This is a genomic window from Janthinobacterium agaricidamnosum NBRC 102515 = DSM 9628, from assembly GCF_000723165.1.
In the GTDB taxonomy this organism is placed as follows: Bacteria; Pseudomonadota; Gammaproteobacteria; order Burkholderiales; family Burkholderiaceae_D; genus Janthinobacterium; species Janthinobacterium agaricidamnosum.
The window spans coordinates 370,270-392,644 of record NZ_HG322949.1 but is presented as its reverse complement, the minus strand read 5'-3'; the positions used below and the strand labels follow the sequence as shown (position 1 = coordinate 392,644).

Below are 22,375 nucleotides of genomic sequence, written 5' to 3'. Positions count from 1 at the left end.
TTTTATAATTGTCGGTGCGGCGCCGTTCGCACAGCGCACAACATTGCCATATCAGCATAATATTGCCAATAATACAGTTTTTGTTCACGTATAGTCGCTAATATTTAGTAAATAATGGTGGCATAACTGTGTTTTTTTGCAGTTTCAAGCTGGTCGTATCGAGGTTTAACTTGCTCAAAAAAGCGGCATCGTGCGATACCACCATCAGCGCGCCCTGATACTGCGACAACATCTGTTCCAGCGCGGCCAGGCTGGCCAGGTCGAGGTGATTGTCGGGTTCGTCGAGCAGCAGTAATTGCGGCGGCCGCTCGGCATACAGTTCGGCGGCCAGCGCCACCTTCAGGCGTTCGCCGCCGCTCAACTGTCCGCTGGGCATGTTGACCCGCGCCGCATCGATGCCGAGCAGGACCAGCCGGGTGCGGATCTCGCCTTCCGACAACAGCGCATTACGCTGTTGCACGCGCTGCAGCGCACTTTGACCAGCCTGCAACAAGCCGGCATGCTGGTCCAGCCACGCGAGATGGCCATGGCGGATCACTTCGCCGCTGCGCGCTTGCAATTGCCCGGCGATAATGCGCAGCAAGGTCGACTTGCCGCTGCCATTGTCGCCGCCGACCGCCAGCCGCAACGGCCCTTTGATGGTCAGGTTCAACGGTTCATATTGGCCATACGGTAAGACCAGCTCGCGCAATTCCAGCACCATTTTGCCGTTCGGCACCATGCCGCCTGGCGCCAGCAGCAAGCGTTCCCATTCCGGCGCACAGCGCTGGCGGGCGTCGGCCACCCGTTGCCGGCTGTGCTCGCGCGCCTGTTCGGCGTGCTGACGCAACTTGCCGAGCGTGTTTTCGCTTTGATCCTTGCGCAAACCGAGCATCAGCTTGCTCAGGTTGGCGTCGCGCGCGCCACGGTCGCCGCCGGCCTTGCGGCGCATTTGACGTTCCAGTTGAGCATCTTGCTCGCGCCGCTGACGCCTGGCGCCGGCTTTTTCGGCGTGCAAGGTCGCCTGGAAAGCGGCTTGTTCCGCGCTGCGCTGCTGTTGATAAACATGGTAGTTGCCGCCATAGGCAGTCAAGCCGTGGGCCGACAATTCGACGATTTCATCGACATGTTCCAGCAGCCCCCGGTCATGGCTGATCAAGATCAAGCCATGCGGCCAGCGCCGGATCTGTCCGCACAGTTGCTGCCGCTGGCTGGCATCGAGGTGATTGCTCGGCTCATCGAGGATCAGCCAGTCGGCATGCGACAGCCACGCCCCCATCAAGGCGATGCGCTGGCGTTCGCCGCCGCTCAACTGTCCGCTCGCCGTATCGGGCGCCAGGTGGCCGAGGCCGATACCGGCCAGCGACCCCATCAGACGCGCCGGCGCGTCCCAGTCGTCGGCCATCAGCGCATAATCGGCTGCGGCTGCGTCGACACTGCCGGCGGCGATGCGTGCCAAAGCTGCCAGCACGGCGTCCACGCCGGCCAGCGCGGCGACGCTCGGGAAGCGTAACGGGTCCAAGTGCTGGGCCACGTAATACACGGAACCGGCGCGCCGCACCGCGCCGGAGGCTGGCCGGTCCAGTCCGGCCAGCAAGCGTCCCAGCAAGGTTTTACCCGTGCCATTGGCGCCGACCAGGCCTATCCGCCGGGGCTTGAAACTATGCTGGAGATCGTGAAACAAGGTGCGACCGTCCGGCAAGATGCAGGAAATACGGTCGAGTTGCAATAAAGTAGACATACGCGCAGACATACAGCTCCTTGGGCAAGGCTTGGGATGACCCGGTGTGAGCGGGGCGTTCAAGGCCGTGCACAGCACGGCAGCATTAATGGCGCATGTCGAAACTTCCTTTTGCTGATTTGATATCAGGGAAAAATTTTAACACAGCATGACGGCGCCATGCTGTGTCGCGCTAGCGCTGTCCCGGCGTGATGTCGCCGAACAGATGCTTGAATTCGTGCGGCTGCGAACGCCAGTACTGCGGCGGCGCATCCACTTGCCCACCCAGCTTGGCGGCCGCATGCCACGGCCAGCGCGGATCGAACAGCATCGCCCGCGCCAGCGCCACCATGTCCGACTGGCCATCGGCAATAATCGCTTCGGCATGTTCCGGCTCGGTGATCAAGCCGACGCTGATGGTCGGCAAGCCGGTTTCGCGCTTGATGCGCGCCGCGAATTCCACCTGGTAACCGGGACGCAATGGAATTTGCTGCAACGGCGAAATACCGCCGCTCGACACGTGGATAAAGTGGGCGCCGGCCCGTTTCAGCGCCTGCGCAAAGACCACGCTTTGCTCGATATCCCAGCCGCCATCGACCCAGTCGGTGGCGGAAATGCGCACGCCGAGCGCGACTTCCGGCGGCACGGCCCGGCGCACCGCCTCGAACACCTCGAGCGGAAAGCGCATGCGGTTTTCCAGCGTGCCGCCATATGCGTCATCGCGCTGGTTGGCGATCGGCGACAGGAACTGGTGCAGCAAATAGCCGTGCGCCGCATGCAGTTCGATGCCCTCGATACCCAGCGCATGGACCCGTTTGGCGGCGGCGGCGAATTGTTCTTTGACGCGCCGCAAGCCATCGGCATCGAGCGCCAGCGGCACCGTTTCGCCAGGCGCGTGCGGCAGCGCCGACGGCGCCACCGTCTGCCAGCCGCCCTCTTCGACATGGACGCAAGCGCCGCCCTGCCATGGCGCGCGGCTGGACGCCTTGCGCCCGGCATGCCCCAGTTGCACCACCAGCGGGATTGCCGCGTGGGCGCGGATCGCCCGCACCACCCTGGCCAGCGCGGCCTGGTTACTGTCCGACCACAAGCCCAGGTCCAGCGCCGAGATGCGGCCCTCGGCCGACACCGCCGTCGCTTCCGTCATCAGCAGACCGGCGCCGGACAAGGCCAGGTGGCCCAGGTGGATCATGTGCCAGTCGGTGGCGTCGCCGGCGGCGGCGGAATACTGGCACATCGGCGCGATGGCGATGCGGTTTTTGACGTGCAGCGGCCCCAATGTGTAGGGCGTGAATAACTGGCTCATGCTGGATCTCCGGCGACAGGCGAACCATCTATTTTACGCAGTTTCGGCGCAGCGCATGCGCCACGCCCGATGCGCACCGGCGGCCAGGCCGGCGCTTACATCTGCTTACTTTTGATACAGCGTGCTGGCTATCCTGCCCAACAGTGCGCCGCTAATCTAGCCACATGCACCACATCAATACAGTAACAGCACACAAATAACCAAGGAGAACTTAAATGACCAGCACCACCACTTCGAACCGCATTCACCCATTAATGGCCGCAGCGGCGGTATCCGTCACCATCCTGGGGCTGGTCGGCGCGGCCGCCATCGCCGGCCTGTTGCCGAATTCGCGCGGCTCGGTCCAGCCGAGCGAAGTGCCGCCGGTTCCGGCCGTGGCCGCCGCAACGCCGCTGGCCGCAGCGGTCGCCCCGGCGCCGATGGTTGCCGCCGTCGCGCCAGCGCCAGCCCCGGCGCCAGTGCAGCACCGGCCGCGCGTGCACCATGCCACCCAGGTCGCTTACCAGGACGACTACCGTCCGCGCGACGACCGCCAATACCAGCCAGCGCCGGCGCCGCAGGCGGCAGCGCAGCCGAACTACGTCGGCATCGGCGCCGGTGCGGTCATTGGCGGCTTGCTGGGCAATCAAGTGGGTGGCGGACGCGGCAAGACGCTGGCGACAGTGGCCGGCGTGATCGGCGGCGGCATGCTGGGCAATGCGGTGCAAAACCAGGTGCAGCAACCGCAGCGTTAAGATGAAGAGTTGAAGAGCCGATCAAGCGCCGCGCCGGACAGTCGCGGCGCTTGGCTGTACCCCTGCCACCCTGTCAGGCGTCGAACGGCCCCAGGTAATCGAGTTTGCCGATCTGCACGCCATGATTGCGCAAGATGCCGTGCGCCATCGCCAAGTGAAAAAAGAAGTTCGGCAAGGCAAACGTCAGCAAATAGTCTTCTCCATTGAATTGTTTTTCGCTGCCTCCCAAGGGCAGCGTGATGGTACGCGATGCGGCGCCATCGAAGTGTGCCGGATCCAGACCGCGCAGATAACTGGCGGTATTGGCGATCCGTTGCTGCAACTGGTCGAAACTGACCTCGTTATCGTCGAACTTCGGCGCCGCGACGCCGCTCAGGCGCTGTCCCGACAACTTCGACGTATCGCTGGCGCGTTGCACTTGCGCCGTCAAATCCAGCATATCCGGCGCCAGCTGCGCACCCAGCAATACTTCCGGCACGATGCCGCCTTGCTCCGCATGGGCCTCGGCTTTTTCCAGCAGCGTCGACAACACACCCAGCCCGCGCAAATACACGGGGATCGATGCCTGGTAGAGGGAAAGGGACATGGACACTCCTATCAGTTAAACGGCCACAGATGGTCAGTCTAACCCAGCAGGCGCATTCCTGCCGATGCGGCGCCTTGATGTCGAAGGTAACCGCCTATTTATCCAGATTCACCTTGCTCTTGCGGCCAAAGAACCTGAAGATCCCTGCCGCCGCAGCCGCCAGTCCGATGAAGATGATTTTCTTGAACGCCAGCAGCAGCGCCAGCAATTTTCCGAACAGGCCCAGCTTGCTCGCCACGCCGCCCGCCACCAGCGCCGCGAGGCCGTATTCCGCCACTTTATCGGTGCTGCCGTCGAAATCGGCGTAGCGATGGCCGTCGGTGAATTCGGTAAACGCCGTCACTTGTTTCATTTCAGTCTTGATGGCCACGATCTGGTTCATGCCAGCCACCGCATTCAGGTTCAGCACGCCTTCGCGGCCCAGCACCCGCACGTTGTAATTCAGCGAATGGCCGTCCATGCCGTCAATGCCCAGTTCCTTGGCCCAATACAGTTTATGCGTGCTCTTGGCATAGCCCGGCGGCTCCGCCCAGCCGACCAGCCGCATGCCCGGATAACCTTGCTTTTTGCGTTCGCTATTATTGTCCAGCACCGCTTGCTGCATATCCTTCAGCAATGCGTCGTACTGGATGCTGTCGGCGTCGTCGTCCTTGACGTGGCCGCCTTTTTCATAGGTGACGATGACGCCCCAGCCATCCGCTTCCAGCGGGCTGATCGCGGCCGGCACGACCATGCCCAGCGTTGGCGCGTTCGGCGGATTGCCCCAGGCATCGACCAGCACGCGCTCGGTATCGGATGGCGACAGGTAGCGGAAATTGGCCGGTAAATCCAGCGTCGCCAAGCCACCCGGCAAGGTGATTTTGCCTTTCTGAAAGTCCAATGCGGCGATGAATTGCTCGGCGGTCATTTGCTGTGCGGCAGGCCGCGTGTCGTTGGCGGCATGGGCCATCGACGCGTTAACGGAAAGGCACAACAAAGCTGCCAGAAATTTTTTCAGCATGGAAATGTCCACAGAGACAGTTTATTGGAAGGAGGGCTACAGCTATTCTAGTTCAAAAAATTGCTAAACGGATAATTTTAATAAAAAGAATTATTTATGACGCAGATAAAAAAAGGGCCGGACGCCACCTTGCGTTCCGGCCCTCCATGCAGATCCGGACTCAGCGCATCAATCAGCGGCGGCCCGCACCACCATCAAGCCGGCGCGCAAGCCGACCCGGACATCCGGGTTCGGAAACACCACCAGTTCCTCGCCATGCTTGACGGTGTAGACGGTATCGCCATCGGTGGCGATCACCGCGTGTTCCGGCAGCGACGTGAAGTTTTGCGTGTTGCGATCAAAAGCCATGCGGAACTCATCGCTCAGCTTGATGATTTCCTGGGCCACCTTGAAGATATGCGATGCCACCCGGGCCGGCTGCGGCGCGGCGCCGCGCAGCAAGCCGTCCAGCGCGCGCGACACATCGTCGAACAGGCGCAAGTCGTTCTGCCCCAGCGTGCCGACCCGGCCCAGCTCCACCGTGCTGGCGGCGGCGCCGAAATGCTCGGCCGAATAATAGCTGTAGGTGCCGGCCGATTGCGGATTCATGACGATGGCGCCGATCGCCGCCTGCCCCAGCCAGGCGATCAGCTTGCGCCTGGCGTCGTCGGCGATCAATTCCGGCACGATGGCGAAGGTCGGATACACCGACGGCCGGATCGCGGTATGCAAGTCCAGGTGCCAGCGCAGCGGTCCCGCAGCGTTGAAGAACGCCGCCGTGGCGGCGATCATAGCGTCGGCGCGGGCCGCTTCGGCGGTGCCGGCCAGCGCGCCGCGCAGCGGCCGGAACATGCGGTTCAGGTCGGCGTCGATAAACCGTTTGCCGGCCCGGATCGCGTCCAGGTTGCCGACGCAGACCATCAAGTCCACCGCCAGCGCGCCGGCGTCGCGCGACAGCGCATCGAGCAAATGCGCCAGCACTTCGATCGGTCCGGTTTCATCGCCATGCACGCCGACCGACAGCAGCACGCTGGTCCGCGACGGATCGGCGCGGCGGGACTTTATCTGCACCATGCCGGACGCCGGCAAGGCCACGCTGAAACCGGCATCGCTGAACAACTGCGCGATGGCGCTGAAATCCGCTTCCGCCAACGCCTTGACCGCTGCCGACACGACCGGCCCGGCTGCGCCCTGGGATGATTCGAGGCCGCTCATGATCTTATGCCGCCACGGCGCCGTTGGCCGCTTCGGACAAGGACCAGACATCGAGCATCGCCTGTTCCAGTTCGGTCGCCGCGTGATAAGCCGACAAGCCGAGCGAGCCGATCACCGAGGCCACCGCGTCGCCGGCCGCGCCTTGCCCCTGCGATGCGCGTTCCAGCACCTGCGTCAACAAGCGCTGCTGGGTGCGGCGCAAGGCGTGCTGCGCATAGCTGCGCAACTGTTCCTGCGACTTGCCGGTGGCGGCCAGCTTCAGGCCGCGTTCCAGCGTATCGATGCCGGCCTGGCCGCGCAGCGCGAGGCCGACTTGCAGGAAGGCCGGCAAGTCCATGCCGGCCGGACGCGCCACCGACAGCGCCGGGAACAGGAAGCCGGCCACCACTTCCAGCGCATCGACCGCATCCCAGGCCAGCACGAAGGCCGGCTTCAGGCCCGGCGTCAGCGCCGCTTCGGATTTGCCGGCGACCGATTGCAGCAAGTCGCGTTTCGACGCGGCGCCGAACAGGCGCGTCAGCTCATCGAGCGCGCCGCCGTTGCGCTGCTCCAGCGGAATCGCCAGCACGCCGCCGGTCATGGTTTTATGCAGCGCGCGGGTCTGCCCATCGACCTTGACCGACACCGCGCGCGGCACCGCCAGCGCATCGGCGTCCAAGGCGTCGAACACCGGCGCCAGGTTCAGCGCCGACCAGGCCTGGCCCCACGCCAGGATCACGTCCGCTTCGCCGGTCTTGTATTCGGCCGCCAGGTCGCGGATCATCAACGGACCGCAGCGGTTGACCGCTTCATTGGCCAGCACGGTGGCCAGGATGGCGTTGGCCAGCGGGTGGTCCAGCGCGCTGCGGGTCGCCACCAGCAGCGACGGGAAATACGGTTTCAACACCGGCTCGGCCCAGCCTTGGGCGGTCAGGGGCAGCGTCGACAGGATGCGCTTGTAGCGGTTCTTGACGTTGGCGATCACCACCGCCAGTTCCGGCGTCGTCAAGCAGCGGTTGTCGAGCTTGCGGCGCGCCAGTTCGGCCACGCTCGGCAATTGCTCCAGCTCGCGCGACAGGGCGCCTTCCTCTTCCAGGCTGGCGATCAGCGCCGCGTAGCCATCCTGCGCCGCGCCGTCCGTCTGCGCCTGCAATTCGCGCACCAGCAAACGGGTTTGCTGGGTATTGTCGCGCAATACCAGGCGTTCCACGTCGTCGGTCATCGCATACAGTTCGCGGTTGCGCTCTTCTTCGCTGAGCTTGCCGGCGTTGACTTCGACGTCGAGCCAGATCTTGACGTTGACTTCATGGTCGGAGCAATCCACGCCGGCAGAATTGTCGATCGCATCGGTGAAGATGCGGCCGCCCGCCAGCGCGAATTCGATGCGGCCGGACTGGGTCGCGCCCAGGTTGCCGCCCTCGGCCACCACCTTGCAGCGCAACTGGCTGCCGTCGACGCGGATAGTATCGTTGGCGCGGTCCTTCACTTGCGCGTGGGTCTCGCCCGACGCCTTGATGTAGGTGCCGATGCCGCCGTTATAGAACAGGTCGACCGGCGCCTGCAGGATGCGGTGCATCAGCTCTTCCGGCGCCAGCGCGGTGTCGGCGATGTCGAGCGCGGCACGGATTTGCGGCGACAATTCGATACTGCGCAGCGAACGCGGATACACCCCGCCGCCGGCCGAGATCAAATCCTTGTTGTAGTCGTCCCACGACGAACGCGGCAACGCGAACAGGCGTGCCCGCTCGTCGAACGAGACCGCGACATCCGGCGCCGGGTCGAGGAAGATATGGCGGTGGTCGAACGCCGCCAGCACTTTCAGCTGGCGCGACAGCAGCACGCCATTGCCGAACACGTCGCCCGACATGTCGCCCACGCCGACCACGGTGATCGGGGTGGTGGCCAGGTCGTGGTCCATTTCATAGAAGTGGCGCTTGACGGCTTCGAACGCGCCCTTGGCGGTGATGCCCAGTTTCTTGTGGTCGTAACCGTTGGAACCGCCCGATGCGAACGCGTCGCCGAGCCAGAAACCGCGCTGCACGGCGATGCCGTTGGCGATGTCGGAGAAGGTCGCGGTGCCCTTGTCGGCCGCCACCACCAGGTACGGGTCGGCGTCGTCGTAGCAGACGGTGTCGACTGGCGGCACGATATTACCGAGCGAACGGTTATCGGTCACTTCGAGCAGGCTGGAAATGAACAAACGATAAACGGCTTCGCCTTCGGCCGCGATGGTTTCGCGCACCGCGTCCTTCGGCATCATCTTGCAGACAAAACCGCCCTTGGCGCCGGCCGGCACGATCACCGCGTTTTTGACCATCTGCGCCTTGACCAGGCCCAGCACTTCGGTGCGGTAATCCTCCATCCGGTCGGACCAGCGCAAGCCGCCGCGCGCCACCGGGCCGCCGCGCAAATGCACGCCTTCAAAGCGGCGCGAGAAGACGAAGATTTCGCGGTATGGGCGCGGTTCCGGCACCAACGTCAAATTGCCGGTGTCGAACTTGAAGATGATCTTGTCGCCTTTTTGCTGATTCTGGAAGTAGTTGGTGCGCAGCGTCGCCAGCATCAGGTCGCTCAGCGCGCCGAGGATTTCCTCGGTGTCCGCATGGTTCACGGCCGCCAGGTTGGCCTTCACCGCGCGCAGCGCTTCCAGCGCGGCGCCGTGCTGTTCGCCGGACAAGGCCGGATCGAAGCGCTGCAGGAAGGCGTCGACCAGCGTTTTCACCAGGGCCGGCTGCTTGCGCAGGCTCTCGGCGATGTAGCGCACCGAAAAACGGCTGCCGGTCTGGCGCCAGTAACTCATGTAGGCGCGCACCAGCTGCACTTCGCGGGTGCTCAGGCCGCCTTCGATCACCAGGCCGTTCAGGCGGCCGTCTTCGGCTTCGTCGTTGAACAGCGCGGCAAACAATTCCTGCGCCACCGGCACCACTTTCGGCTGGCCCAATTTTGCCGTGCTGGCCGCGTCGACCGACAGCGTGGTGACGAAATGGCGCTTGCCTTCATAGGCGATCGAATACGCCTGCTCGCGGTCGATCGCCACGCCGGCGTTATGCAGCGCCGGCAAAATGGTCGACAGCGACGGCACCCGGTCCACCGAATACAGGCGGATGGTGGCCGCATCGCTGGCCACTTCGACCCGCACGTCGACCTTCGATGGATCGGTGTTGCGCAAGATCGTGCCCAGGTCGTGGAAGGCCACCAGCGGCGCCGTCGCGGCGACATAGTCGGCCGGCAGGCTGGCGCCGAGCTTGCGCAGGCTGCCGCGCATAGTCACGTCGAACACCGCGTCGGCCAGCACCGCGTACGCGGTATGCCAGCCGTCCAGCACGCCCAGCAGCGGTTGCTGGATATCGCTTTCCAGGTCGAGCGGATAACGCGCCGCGTGCGCGATCAGGTACAGGCGCGCCAGCGGGCCGTCGGCCACCAGCGTTTGCGAACTGACGTGGGTCGCGCCGGAGCTGGACTTCAGCGCCTGCGCCAGTGCCGCCGCGACGCTGGCGCTGTAGCGCTCGCGCGGCAGATACACCAGCACGTTCAGGTGGCGCGCATACACGTCGCGCCGGGCGAACACCTTGGTGCGCGGCTGCTTGTACAGCGACACCACCGCACCGCACACTTGCGCCAGCCAGTCGGGATCGGCTTCCAGCGCTTCGGTGCGCGGCAGCGATTCGAGGATTTCGCGAAATTTCTCGGCGCGGAAACCTTGCTGGCGCACGCCGGCAAGGCGCAGCACTTCGGCCACGCGGCCGCGCGCGAACGGCAGGCTGGCCAGCGGGCTGGTATTGGCGGCGCGGGTGAACAAGCCGAGGAAGCAATGCTCGCCGAGGATCGCGCCAGTGGCGTCGGTGCTGCGCACGCCGATGAAATCGAGCTGCGAATCGCGGTGCAGGGTGCCGGCCACGTCGGCCTTGACGATCGACAGCGAGGAAGCGCGTTTCGACAGCGTGTCGAAGTCGCCGGGAATGCTGGCCAGGCAGGTCGCGTAAATCGGATGCGTTGCATCCTGCAGCACCCCGAGGCGGCTCGGCACGTCGCGTTCCAGTTCGCGTTCGCCCGGCTTGACGCGGTAATAGGCGTAGCCGAACAATTCAAAACCTTCGCTGCGGGCCCAGTCGAGGAAGGCCGCGACTTCCCTGCCTTCGTCGCCCAACGCCGAGGCGCCCGCCGCGGCCGAGGCCAATTGGTCAGCCATGGCGCCGGCGTCGCGCCGCACCACGGCAGCGTCGCGCGCCACCATTTGCAGCGCGCCGACCAGCGCGGCCAGCTCGGCGGCCGGCAATTCTTCCGACAACAGGCACAAGACATACGATTCCAGCGGGTCGCCCGGCTGGCCGACGGCGGCCAGCGCGCCATCGGCGGTCCGGCTGACCGGCAGCACCGCGTTCATCACGCCGCTGACCGCCACCTGCCGCTTGCGCAGCGCCATGACGATGGAGTCGACCAGGTAAGGCATGTCGTCGTTCTGGATCAGCAAGGCGGTCGCAACGCCACCACGGCCATCGGCGTAGCGCAGGGCCGCGATCTGGCACCCCGCGCCGCTGCGTCCGGCGGCTTGCGCAAACCCCTCCCACAGCACCGGCGCCAGGCTGTCGGGCGCGATGTCGGCCAGGTCTTCCTCATCCAGCGAACCTAGCCAGGCGCTGATCAGCGCCGCGACCTGGCTGCTGTCGGTGGCCGGTTTGCCGGCATGGACCAGGTCCAGGGTCTGGGTACGCAAATCTTGTGGCATGTGTTTCATCTTGCATCTCCATTGCGGTAATGTGAATTGTTCATCGCGCCGTGTTGGCTTGTGGCGGCTCGGCGTCGATGCTTGCGGCACGAGGGTTTCCCGTGCAATTCCTTCACCTCCGGCGAGATTGCCGGAAGTTGTTTGATCGGGGACTAAAATTCGTACAATCCAGTCATGTTGAGGATGATCGTCAATTCTTCAAGCGCCGCGTGCACTTCCAGCGCCAGCGCCGGATCGGCCAGGTCGCCCGGCTCCAGCCGGTCGCGGTAATGTTTTTCGACCCAGGCCACCAGCCGCTGGTACAGCGCTTCGGTCATCAGCACGCCCTGGTGCATCGCGCCCGCCTCGGCATCGGTCAGCGCCACGCGCAGCCGCAGACAGGCCGGGCCGCCGCCATTGCGCATGCTCTGGCGCAGGTCGAAATGGATCAATTCGTCGACCGGGCCGCCGCTGGCCACCAAGCCGTCGAGATAGCGCGCGACGGCGCGGTTTTCCTGGCATTCCTGCGGAATCACCAACGCCATCTTGCCGTCCGGCTTGGACAGCAACTGGCTGTTGAACAGATAGCTGCTGACCGCGTCGGCGATCGGCACCTGGCCGGTCTCGACCCGCAAGGCGTGCAATTGGGCGCCGCTGGCCGCCAGGCTGCGCCGCAATACGGACAGGCTTTCGCCCTCTTCGGCAAATGCCTGCTCGTGATAAAACAGCACATTGCCGTTGCCGACCGCGATCACGTCGTTATGAAATACGCCCTGGTCGATCACGTCCGGGTTTTGCTGCAGGTAGACGGTGCGCTTCGGGTGCAAGCCATGCAGCCGCGCCACCGCCTGCGACGCTTCCAGCGTCTGGCGCGCCGGGTAGCGTTTCGGCGACGGCGCCGACGGATCGAATTCGACCCGGCCGTAGACGAACATCTCGACCGCCGCCGCGCCATGTGCGGCGCACAAGCGGGTGTGGTTGGCCGCGCCCTCGTCGCCGAACGCCGGCGTCGACGGCAGCGCGTCGTGGACCGCGAAATAACGTTCATCGCCGAAGATCGCGCGCAGGCTGCGCACCGACTGGCCATGCTCGAACGCGCGGTGCAGCTTGTTGTTCAGGTTGGCGGCGGTGAAATGCACCTTGCCGTCCGCGGTATCGGCCGACGGGCTGACCGTGGCGGCGTTGGCGGTCCACATCGGCGACGCCGAATAGGCGCACGCCAGGATCACCGGCGATTCGCGGTAGGCGCTGGCCAGCACGTCGGCGTCGCTGCCGGAAAAACCCAGGCTGCGCAGCAAACGGAAATTCGGCCGGTCTTGCGGCGGCAGCAGCGCCTGGGCAAAACCGCGCGCGGCCAGCGCGCGCATTTTCGCCAGGCCCTGCAAGGCCGCCTGCTTCGGGTTCGACGCGCTCTTGACGTTGCTGAACGAGGCCACGTTGCCGAACGACAGGCCGGCGTAATTATGCGATGGGCCGACCAGGCCGTCGAAGTTGAATTCGCGCGCCGTCATCGAAGGTGTTTGCATGAGCGTTTCCTTAAAAATTCAAACCCGGCGACAGCTTGGCCGGCATTTCCAGCACGCTGTTTTCGATCGACGCGACCGGATAGGCGCAATAGTCGGCCGCATAATAGGCGCTCGGACGGTGGTTGCCGGACTGGCCGACGCCGCCGAACGGCGCGCTGCTGGCCGCGCCGGTGGTCGGACGGTTCCAGTTGATGATGCCGGCGCGCGCGCGCGCCTGGAATTTTTGCCACAAGGCCGGGTCGTCCGACAGCAGCGCGGCGGCCAGGCCGAAGGCGGTGTTGTTCGCCACGCTCAACGCCGTGTCGAAATCGGCGACGCGTATCACTTGCAGCAGCGGCCCGAACCATTCTTCATCGGGGATGCCTTGCGCATCGGTGACGTCGACGATGCCGGCCGTGACAAACCCCGCTTGCGGCGTCAACTGGCGCATTTGCAGCAAGGTGGTGCCGCCCTTGGCCACCATGGCCGCCTGCGCTTCTACCAGCCTTGCGGCGACGGCGGCCGATACCACCGGCCCCATGAACGGCTGCGGTTCGGCGTCCGACGCGCCCAGGCCCAGCCTGGCGGCCACGTCGATCAGGCGCTGGATGAAGGCGGCGCCGGCCGCGTTATCCTGCACCACCAGCCGGCGCGCGCAGGTGCAGCGCTGGCCGGCCGAGACAAACGCCGAAAAGATCGCGTGGTGCACGGCCGCGTCGATATCCTTGATATCCCACACCACCAGCGCGTTGTTGCCGCCCATTTCCAGCGCCAGCATCTTGCCGGGCTGGCCGCCGAACTGGCGATGCAGGCTGACGCCGGTCTGGCAGCTGCCGGTGAACAGCACGCCGTCCAGCAAGGCATTCTGTCCCAGCGCGACGCCGGTATCGCGGCCGCCGTTGACCAGATTGACGACGCCGGCCGGCAAGCCTGCCCGCTGCCACAATTGGACCGTCTTGATAGCCGTGCGCGGCGCGTATTCGCTGGGCTTGAAGACCACCGTGTTACCGGCGATCAGCGCCGGCACGATGTGGCCGTTCGGCAGGTGGCCGGGAAAATTGTAAGGACCGAACACGCCGAACACGCCGTGCGGACGGTGCCGCAGCACCGCGTCGCCGTCGGCGATCTTGCTGTGCGTGACGCCGGTGCGCGCGCCATGCGACTGCACCGAGATGTCGATCTTGCTGGCCATCGTCGCCACTTCGGTGCGCGATTCCCACAGCGGCTTGCCGACTTCTTCCGAGATCAGCAGCGCCAGCTCTTCGGCGTCCTGCTTCAGCAAGTCGCGGAAGCGCACGCAGATGGCGATGCGCTGTTCCAGCGGCGTGTCGGCCCAGCTCCCGAACGCCGCGCGGGCGGCCTGGCACGCCTGTTCGACGTCGGCCGCGGTGGCTTGATTGCTGGCCCAGGTCTGGCGGCCGCTGGCGGGATCGATGGTGACCAGCTCGGCACCGCCGCCGGCCAGCCATGCGCCATTGATGAAGTTGGAAAGGTTAGCGTTGGACAAATCAGGCATGTGGATTCTTCCTCAAGTTAAGCGACAGCGTGCGCACGGCGTCGCCGCTGCGGCATCGCAGCAGTTGTAATTCCTCGTCGGACAACGCGATCTTGCCGGCCACCGGGTTGGCGTTCGACACGATCATGCGGAAGTCCTGTAAATCGGTGTTCGACACCAGGTACGGTTCCGCTTCCAGGCTGTCGTAGATATCGCCGCACGGCGTTTCTTCGCCGGCCGCCGCATCGACGCTGACCAGCATGCTGTCGCGCATCGCGCGCAATTCGGACACGCGCGCCTGCAGCACCGGGCCGGCATCGAAAATGTCGACGTAGCCCTCGAAGTGCAAGCCTTCCTGCTCCAGCAGCCGGCGCGCCGGCGCGGTGCTCAGGTGGACCTTGCCGATCACTTCCTGCGCATCGTCCGGCAGGTAGGCGACATACATCGGCTGGCGCGGCATCAGCTCGGCGATGAACGATTTCTTGCCGAGGCTGGTCAAGTCGTCGACATGGTGGAAATCCATCTTGAAGAAGTGCCGGCCCAGGCCTTCGTAAAACGGCGAACTGCCGTCCGGCGCCTGATAGCCGCGCATTTCGGCGATCAGTTTTTCGGTGAACAGCTGCGGGAACTGGGCGATGAACAGGAAGCGGCTCTTCGACAGCAGCTTGCCGTTGGTGCCGCTGCGGTAATCCGGGTGCAGGAACAGCGAACACAGTTCGGTGCTGCCGGTCAGGTCGTTCGACAGGTACAGCGTTTCCATGCGTGTGAAGACGTCCAGCTCGCGGCTGGAATGCACCAGCGTGCCGATGCGGTAATTGTAGAACGGCTCTTCCAGCCCGACCGCGCCCTTGATCGCGCAGACGCCGGCCAGCCGACCGCTGTCGGTGTCTTCCATCACGAACATGTAGTCGCGCTGCGGCACCGGGATGGTTTCGGCGAACGAGGCGCAGGCGATGGCCAGCCGGTCGCCGAGCATTTTCATGTCCGGCTTGAGCGTGGTCATGCCGGTGCCGACCTGGCTGGCCAGGTCGTACAGGGCGTCCAGGTCGGAGGCATTGATTGCGCGTACCACTAACATAGGAGCCTCACTTTATTTTGTGCTTACTTTTTTACGTACTGTCAGATTCTGACGCAGATCACGCTGTCGCCGTCGGTCACGGCCAGCGCTTCCAGCAGCTCGGCCGGCAAGCCGATGCTGTCGGCCGCTTCCAGCGGGTCGCAGGCAAACGTCACGGCGCGGAAGTTTTGCGGCAATCCGGCCGCGATCGCGTAATTGACCTTCAGGCCGGTGCGGCTCGGCGTCACGCCGGCGATGACCTTGCGGGTCATCGAACCGGTAAAGGTGCGCAGCGAATTCTTGTGTGCCTGCAGGATCGGGCCGCCGTCGAAGATATCGATGTAATCGTCCGCCTCGAAGCCTTCCTCGGTCAGCAAGTTGAACGGCAATTCGCCGCTCGGGTGGATCTGGCCCATCGCGGCCTGGGCGTCGCCCGGCAGCAGCGGCACATAGACCGGGTAGTGCGGCATCAGCTCGACGATCAGGGTGCGGTTGCGCGCGCCGCCGATGACTTTTTCGGCGTCCAGGAAATCCATCTGGAAGAATTTGCGGCCCAGCGCATCCCAGAACGGCGACTGGCCGTCGTGATCGGTGATGCCGGCCAGCGGCACGAAAAAGCGGTCGCCGAAACGCTGCGGCGCCAGCACCGCGAACAGCAGCCGCGCGCGCGACAGCAGCGCCGCTTCGAGACCGGCCTGTTCCATGTTGCGCACATAAAAACCGGACAGCTGGGAATAGCCGGTCAGCTCGGAGCACAGCGTCAGCGCATGCACGCTGTGGCTGATGTTCAAGTCGCGCGACACTTGCTGGATGACGTCGTTGCGGAAGGAAAAATAGGTGCCATTCGAACCGGCCGACGCAAAGATCGCGGCGGTGCCGGCGATGCTGCGATCCAGCAGCGATTCAAGCACGAACAGATAGGATTCTTCGCTCGGGATATCGACCTGCGCCGCGAACGACGCGATGGAGCGCTCGACCGAGGCGGCGATTTTCTCGCGCGTCTTCGGCAAGGTATGGACACCCGGCATGGTCAGCGCCGCCAGTGTTTCCAGGGCAGCGATATCCGCAAGTTCTACCGGACGGACAACATACATGTGAACTCCTTTGGGTGCGGATGAAGCTGGTAAAAACCAGAACCGGCCCGCGGCGCAAGCGCGTGGCGCAAGCAGCGGGCCGGCGGTACTAAAACAACAGTGCCTTAGCCGGCCTTGAGCAGGCTGTCGACGGCGGCGCGCAGCAGGCGGCCCGCGTCAAAGATCTGTTCATCGGACACCACCAGCGCAGGCGCCAGGCGCACCACGTCCATGCCGGCGATCAGCACCATCAAGCCTTGCGCTTCGGCGGCTTTCTGGATGTCCTTGGCGCGCCCCTTGTAGGCGTCGCTGACCACCAGGCCGAGCAGCAAGCCGCTGCCGCGCACGGTAGAAAACACTTGCGGGTAGTCGGTGATCAAGCCTTGCAGCACGCCGATCAGCGCCACGCTGGCTGCCTTGACGCGCGCCAGGAAGGTTGGCGTGTTGATGGTTTCCAGCACGGCCAGGCCGACCGTGGCCGCCAGCGGATTGCCGCCGTAGGTGGTGCCGTGGGTGCCGACCGCCAGCGTTTGCGCCAGCGCGTCGGTGGTCAGCATGGCGCCGATCGGGTAGCCGTTGCCGAGCGCCTTGGCGGCGGTCAGGATGTCCGGCGTGACGCCGTAGCCCATGTAGGCGAACAGTGCGCCGGTGCGGCCCATGCCGGACTGGACTTCGTCGAAAATCAGCAGGGCGCCGGTCTTGTCGCACAGCGCGCGCAGCTCTTTCAGGAATTCCGGATTGCCTGGCACTACGCCGCCTTCGCCTTGGATCGGCTCGACAATCACCGCGCACACGTCATCGCCGATGGCGGCGCGCGCCGCTTCGATGTCGTTGTAGGCGATGTGGTTGATTTCTTGCGGCAGCGGTTCGAAACCTTCGGTGTACTTGGCCTGGCCGCCGACCGACACGGTAAACAGGGTGCGGCCGTGGAAGGAGCTGAAGCAGGAAATGATGCGCGACTTGTGCGGACCAAACTTGGCGTGGGCGTATTTGCGGGCCAGTTTCAGCGCCGCTTCATTCGCTTCGGCGCCGGAATTGCAGAAGAACGCGCGGTCGGCGAAGGTCGCTTCGGTCAGCGCCAGCGCCAGGCGCAGCACCGGTTCGTTGGTGTAGCCGTTACCCAGGTGCCACAGGGTGTTGATCTGCCTGGTCAGCGCGTCGACCACCACCGGCGCGCAATGGCCCAGTGCGGTGACCGCGATGCCGGCCGTGAAATCGAGGTAATGCTTGCCGTTCTGGTCCCAGAGATCCAGTCCGGCGGCGCGCACCGGCACCATCGCGGCTGGCGCGTAGGTTGGAACCAGTACGGCATCGAAAGTGTCTCTGGTGACTGGACGAGTGGCGACAGTCGAATCAAGCTTGGCGTTCATGGCATTCCCATCAATGTTAGGGTACAGGACCATCGCAGCCATGGCGGCTGCGCGTGTACTGCATTATAAAAAGGGGGATGCTAAAACTCTTTTGAATCTGCGACAAGGTTTTTCATTTTTCACCGGCATGCGCTGCCTAAAAAGCTGCCAAAAGCTTAATTCGATGGCAGCAGCTTGCGCTGGCGCTCTTCGCGCGGCGTATTGCCGAACAGCGCGCCGAAGGCGGTCGAAAAATGCGAGCCCGATGAAAAGCCGCACATCAGGCCCACTTGCACGATCGAATAGTGGGTATCGAGCAGCAACTGGCGCGCCCGCTGCAGGCGCAATTCCAGGTAATAGCGCGATGGCAAACTGCCCAGGTATTGCTTGAACAGCCGCTCCAGCTGGCGCCGCGACAGGCCGACCAGGTTGGCGATGTCGTCGGTCGACAGCGGTTCCTCGATATTCGCTTCCATCAGCGTCACCGCTTCCGACAGTTTCGGCTGCAGCGCGCCGAAACGCGCCTGCAACGCGACCCGCTGCCGCTCTTCCTTGCCGCGCACCCGGTCGACGCACAGCGCTTCCTTGACATGGGCTTGCACGTCGGCGCCGAAGATGGTCTCGATCAGCGTCAGCGCGAAGTCGATGCTGGCGGCGCCGCCGCAGCAAGTCAGGTGCTGGCCATCGATGTCGAACAGATGCGGCGTCAGGATGGCGCGCTCGGCCCGCGCTTCGGCATCGGCGTACAGCGCCCACGGCAGCGCGATGCGCACGCCGTCCATCACGCCGGCGCTGGCCAGCCACAGCACGCCGGCGCCGACGCCGCCCCAGAACGGCGCGGCGCGGCAGCGTTCGATCACCGCGCGGCACAGTTCCGGACGCAGGGCGGCCTGGGTTTCATCGGCCACCAGCAGCGCCACATGCCAGTGGCCGGGCGTTTCGGCCACCAGCTGTTCCGGGGTGCGCACTTCCAGCCGCAGCACCTCCGGCCCCAGCTCGCGGGCGCACAGGCGCAGCGGCTGCACCAGCCCGGCCCAGCTGATCGAGTCGGCCGTATCGGCAGTTCCCGCATTGATCAGCAAGAAACGCAAGGGCTTGTCCAGCCCGATGCGGGAGAGATTAGCGAATGACATCGAAAGCGCGCACGGGCATCTGTCTGGTTATCAACATGAGGGGTCGGAAAAGAAAGCGCGCATCACTCCGGCACCAGCGCGCCGGCCGGACGCGACGCATTCCATTGGCTCATTATCATACCGGAGATCAGCAGTGCCGCGCCGAGCCAGCCTTGCCAGGTCATCACCTCGCCCAGCCAGAAATAGGCGAAAAACGCCGCCGCGCCCGGTTCGAAGGCGTAAATCACCGCCGCCTCGTTGGCGCTGCTGTGGCGCTGGCCCCAGGTTTGCAGTGAAATGATGGCCGCCGTGCAGACCACGCCCAGGTAGATGAATTTGTCGGCATGTTCGCGCACCGCGGCTGCGCCAACGCCGGATTCGCCGAAGCCGGCGCCGCCCAGGACCAGCCACAGCGCGGCGCACACCGCCACAGTGGCGATCTGCATCACGGTCAGCGTCATCAGCCGGCTGGCCTGGCGGGTCGCGGTCTCCATCATGCGCACATACAGGCCGCAGAAAAACGCGCCCAGCAAGGCCAGCGTTTCGCCATTGCCCCAGCTGGCGTCGCCGTCGGCGCACAGCGCGAACAGGCCGCCGACGGCCAGCAGCAACGCGACCACCATGTGGCGGCCCGGCTTGTGGCCGGCCAGGTAACCGAGCAGCGGCACCACCAGCACATTCAGGCCGGTGATGAAGGCGTTGCGGTTGGAACTGGTCAGCGCCAAGCCCTCGACCTGAAAAACGTAGCTGATAAACAACACCAGCCCCAGCAGTGCGCCGGAGCGGCAATCGGCGCGGGTGGCGCGCCACAGGAACGGCAGCAGCACCAGCGCCGCCACGCCGAAGCGCAGCATGATGATGACGACGGGCGAAAAGTGTGCGGTCAAGCCTTTCATGGTCGGGAAAGTGGTGCCCCACACCAAGGTGACGACAAGCAGGGCAACAATACCGCGGAACTGATGTTTCATTTCAGGGTCTCAGGAATGGGCTGGAGGGATCGTGCCGATACAATCATGCACATACGGCAACAGTCGCCATGTTACCCGGCGCACCAGCGGGCGCGGCAGAAAAATAAGGGCGCTGGGGATATAATCACGTCCTATGGGTGAACGATATCTAAAAAGTATCCGGCTGCTGGCGGAGTGCATGCAAGGCTTCGAGCGCTTCGCGGGCGAGTATGTACGAAAGTTCGGCTTGACGCACGCGCAATTCGACATCATTGCCACGCTGGGCAATACACCCGGCATGACATTCAAGGAACTGGGCCAGAAAACCCTGATTACCAAGGGCACCCTGACCGGGGTGGTCGAGCGGCTGGAACAAAAGGGGCTGATCAGCCGTCAACGCTGCACGCGCGACAAACGTTCTTACTTCGTCCGCCTGACCGATGAAGGCGATCAGGTGTTTGGCGAAGTATTTCCAGCCGTGACGAGCAAGGGCAAGCGGATGTTTTCGCAATTCAGCGATGACGATTTCAGCAAGCTGGAGCAAACGCTGTCTGATTTAAAAGATGTCATCGACGCTGGCGGCTGCTGCAAGAAGGCCTGCAAGCGGGATGCGCCGGGCACCGATAAAAAATAAGCAAACAAGCAAAAACCAAGGAAAAAGATTGAAAACGACTCTGCTCGACGGCAAAAAGCCGGCACACTTCGACAAACACATCATCGGCAACCTGCTGCTCAACGCCAGCACGCCGGAACTGGTGCGCCAGGAAAAACTGATCATCGGCGTGCGCAATGAGGCTGGCGAAATCTACCGCCTGATAGGCGCGACCAAACACAACAGTTTCATGAACGCGGTCGAGGAATTGTTCGACCTGGGCCTGGTCGATGAGTTGCAGGACAGCGACGAAACCGTCCAAGGCTGCGACGCCATCTTCAGCGAAACCGACTAACGCTGGCTTGTTACACCACCGAACAACAACGGCCGCTACCGATTTTTCCCCGGTACCGGCCGTTTTTTCGTCTGGCTGGCCTGGTTTAATGATATTGTTCAACGAAGTCTCACAAAAGTTCCATCAAGCAATATTGCGAGTATAATTTTTTCAATGAACAGACTAGCCGCCTTCCAGAGCATTGCCGCCCAAGCCAGCCGGGGCGAACTGACCTTTCCCAGCAATGTGGCGGTGTCGCTGAAGCTGCAGGAAACCCTGAGCGACCCGGACTGTCATACCGATACGGCGGCCAGGCTGGTGCAAGCCAATCCGCTGCTGGCGGCGCGTGCGGTGGCGATCGCCAATTCAGCGGCCTACAACCGTTCCGGCAATGAGATCACCAGCGTGCGCGTGGCGGTGCAGCGGGTCGGCGTGCGCACCTTGCAATCGCTGGTGGCGGCGCTGATCGTGCGCCAGCTCGGCAGCGCCATCACCGATCCGCTGTTGAAGGCCAAGGCCGACCAGCTGTGGGAACACACGGCCCACGTCGCCGCGCTGTCGCAAGTGATCGCGCGGCGCGTCACCAGGGTCGATCCGGAAACCGCGCTGTTCGCCGGCATCATGCATGAAGTCGGCGGTTTCTACATGCTGTCGCGGGCCGCCGAATTCCCCGGCATCCTGGATGGCGAACCGGAAGACTGGGTCGATCACGGCGAACAGCAAATCGGCCTCGGCGTGCTGAACAAGCTGGCCGTGCCGGATCCGGTCATGGTCGCCATCGGCGCGCTGTGGGAAGGCTTGCGCGCGCTGCCGCCGGAATCGCTGGGCGACACGCTGCTGCTGGCGAACGACCTGGCGCCGGTGGCCTCGCCGCTGCACGAATTGCGCATCGCCGTCGAAAACCGCGCCGCGCGCAGCATCGATTGCGAGATCGGCGACGATACGCTGAACCATATCCTGACCGAAGCGAGCGATGAAGTGAAGTCGCTGCTGGCGGTGCTGATGCTGTAACAAAGTTTTTCACGGATTGGCATTAAACAATCAGGATGAAAAACGGTGAGAAAGAGTCAGACTGCTTGAGCCAACTGCTTGAGCCAACTGCTTGAGCCAGCAACAAGCACTTGCTCAACTCACCGCTCCGATTGCACATCTTGAAGCGTACAGTACAGATCAGCAGCAACATCCGCGACATACGCCGTCACACAGCAACGACGCCGCGATCAAGATACTTTACAAAGCAATCTCAATCAAAATCAAACTGGCTGCGCAACGACTGATTCCGCTTCGCCTGTTCACGCCGTTTTGCCTCATCCAAGCTTACCAAGGGTATTTTGAAAGCGTTTGCCTGCGCATCCATTTTTTGCCGCTCGCTTTGTTTCCGGGCATCTTTCTGGGCCTGCATTGCCTGCTCCCGGCTGACCAAGGGCACTGGATACTGGGGCTCATTCTGTTTCCGGGATTGCTCATGTTGCCGTAATACACTATCCCTGCTTACCAGGGACATATTGGCGACCTCGCTGTGCTTTGTCGTTTTTAACGAGTGAATAGCATTGGGTAACAAGTTGCCTTCTGGACCTCTTGGGAATTTGGAGGTACTTGCTTTCTTTGTGTCTGCGGCAGCATTTCCCTGCAATGCAGCCCAGGCCTTGTCTAGCGTCGAACTACGGGGCGCCGTGCCTCTGGGTTTGGCCGAAGGCTTGGTTTGAGA

Annotated in this window: 18 protein-coding genes; 5 read left to right on the top strand and 13 right to left on the bottom strand. The window is 63.8% G+C overall.

The genetic code is table 11. From position 1 onward, the window contains the following. Positions 1-97: 97 nt before the first annotated feature. Positions 98-1,732: an ATP-binding cassette domain-containing protein gene (locus tag GJA_RS01550; protein ID WP_242404419.1), complete on the bottom strand. Its 1,635-nt coding sequence runs from the start codon at positions 1,730-1,732 to the stop codon at positions 98-100. 160 nt (positions 1,733-1,892) lie between these two features. Then, positions 1,893-3,005: an NADH:flavin oxidoreductase/NADH oxidase gene (locus tag GJA_RS01545; RefSeq protein ID WP_038488013.1), complete on the bottom strand. Its 1,113-nt coding sequence runs from the start codon at positions 3,003-3,005 to the stop codon at positions 1,893-1,895. A gap of 215 nt (positions 3,006-3,220) precedes the next feature. Here GJA_RS01545 and GJA_RS01540 point away from each other — a divergent pair, with 215 nt between their 5' ends. Then, on the top strand, positions 3,221-3,739 hold the full coding sequence (locus GJA_RS01540; RefSeq protein ID WP_038488010.1) for a glycine zipper 2TM domain-containing protein: 519 nt from the start codon (positions 3,221-3,223) through the stop codon (positions 3,737-3,739). Between the two features lie 73 nt (positions 3,740-3,812). On the opposite strand, the gene GJA_RS01535 is transcribed toward GJA_RS01540, so the two are convergent. The 11 genes from GJA_RS01535 to GJA_RS01485 all read right to left on the bottom strand — a co-directional run bounded on the left by GJA_RS01535 (position 3,813) and on the right by GJA_RS01485 (position 19,762). Then, positions 3,813-4,325: a DUF1993 domain-containing protein gene (locus GJA_RS01535; RefSeq protein ID WP_038488006.1), complete on the bottom strand. Its 513-nt coding sequence runs from the start codon at positions 4,323-4,325 to the stop codon at positions 3,813-3,815. Positions 4,326-4,419: 94 nt separating this feature from the next. Then, a complete protein-coding gene (locus GJA_RS01530) occupies positions 4,420-5,325 on the bottom strand; it encodes a DUF2167 domain-containing protein (RefSeq protein WP_038488003.1) in 906 nt (301 codons plus the stop codon). Between the two features lie 168 nt (positions 5,326-5,493). Further along, positions 5,494-6,519 (bottom strand): succinylglutamate desuccinylase, encoded by a 1,026-nt coding sequence (locus GJA_RS01525; RefSeq protein ID WP_051780129.1) that lies wholly within the window; start codon positions 6,517-6,519, stop codon positions 5,494-5,496. Between the two features lie 4 nt (positions 6,520-6,523). Then, positions 6,524-11,233: an NAD-glutamate dehydrogenase domain-containing protein gene (locus GJA_RS01520; protein ID WP_038488000.1), complete on the bottom strand. Its 4,710-nt coding sequence runs from the start codon at positions 11,231-11,233 to the stop codon at positions 6,524-6,526. Positions 11,234-11,376: 143 nt separating this feature from the next. Beyond that, entirely contained in the window at positions 11,377-12,714 is a 1,338-nt protein-coding gene (gene astB / locus GJA_RS01515) for an N-succinylarginine dihydrolase (RefSeq protein WP_038487997.1), read from the bottom strand. Positions 12,715-12,739: 25 nt separating this feature from the next. After that, positions 12,740-14,224: a succinylglutamate-semialdehyde dehydrogenase gene (astD, locus tag GJA_RS01510; protein WP_038487994.1), complete on the bottom strand. Its 1,485-nt coding sequence runs from the start codon at positions 14,222-14,224 to the stop codon at positions 12,740-12,742. Then, the gene (gene astA, locus GJA_RS01505) at positions 14,217-15,281 is read right to left on the bottom strand and encodes an arginine N-succinyltransferase (protein WP_038487991.1); all 1,065 of its coding nucleotides are present in this window, start codon (positions 15,279-15,281) and stop codon (positions 14,217-14,219) included. Before astA ends, astD begins: the two co-directional genes overlap by 8 nt. Before the next feature lie 41 nt (positions 15,282-15,322). Further along, positions 15,323-16,354 (bottom strand): arginine N-succinyltransferase, encoded by a 1,032-nt coding sequence (locus GJA_RS01500; RefSeq protein ID WP_038487988.1) that lies wholly within the window; start codon positions 16,352-16,354, stop codon positions 15,323-15,325. 104 nt (positions 16,355-16,458) lie between these two features. Then, positions 16,459-17,703: an acetylornithine/succinylornithine family transaminase gene (astC, locus tag GJA_RS01495; protein WP_038487985.1), complete on the bottom strand. Its 1,245-nt coding sequence runs from the start codon at positions 17,701-17,703 to the stop codon at positions 16,459-16,461. Between the two features lie 155 nt (positions 17,704-17,858). Continuing rightward, positions 17,859-18,815 carry a GlxA family transcriptional regulator gene (locus GJA_RS01490; protein ID WP_038487982.1) on the bottom strand — a complete coding sequence of 319 codons (957 nt, stop codon included), beginning with the start codon at positions 18,813-18,815 and terminating at the stop codon, positions 17,859-17,861. A 62-nt stretch (positions 18,816-18,877) separates the two neighbouring features. Beyond that, a complete protein-coding gene (locus GJA_RS01485) occupies positions 18,878-19,762 on the bottom strand; it encodes a DMT family transporter (protein WP_038487979.1) in 885 nt (294 codons plus the stop codon). A 178-nt stretch (positions 19,763-19,940) separates the two neighbouring features. Here GJA_RS01485 and GJA_RS01480 point away from each other — a divergent pair, with 178 nt between their 5' ends. The 4 genes from GJA_RS01480 (at position 19,941) to GJA_RS01465 (ending at position 22,144) form a co-directional block, all read left to right on the top strand. Then, positions 19,941-20,375, top strand: a complete 435-nt coding sequence (locus GJA_RS01480) for a MarR family winged helix-turn-helix transcriptional regulator (RefSeq protein ID WP_081905201.1) — start codon at positions 19,941-19,943, stop codon at positions 20,373-20,375. Positions 20,376-20,403: 28 nt separating this feature from the next. Next, on the top strand, positions 20,404-20,688 hold the full coding sequence (locus tag GJA_RS01475; protein ID WP_038487976.1) for a hypothetical protein: 285 nt from the start codon (positions 20,404-20,406) through the stop codon (positions 20,686-20,688). A 153-nt stretch (positions 20,689-20,841) separates the two neighbouring features. Continuing rightward, positions 20,842-21,678, top strand: coding sequence for an HDOD domain-containing protein (locus tag GJA_RS01470; RefSeq protein WP_038487973.1), 837 nt, complete (start codon positions 20,842-20,844; stop codon positions 21,676-21,678). Positions 21,679-21,769: 91 nt separating this feature from the next. Then, positions 21,770-22,144 (top strand): hypothetical protein, encoded by a 375-nt coding sequence (locus tag GJA_RS01465; protein WP_038487970.1) that lies wholly within the window; start codon positions 21,770-21,772, stop codon positions 22,142-22,144. Positions 22,145-22,375 lie beyond the last annotated feature (231 nt).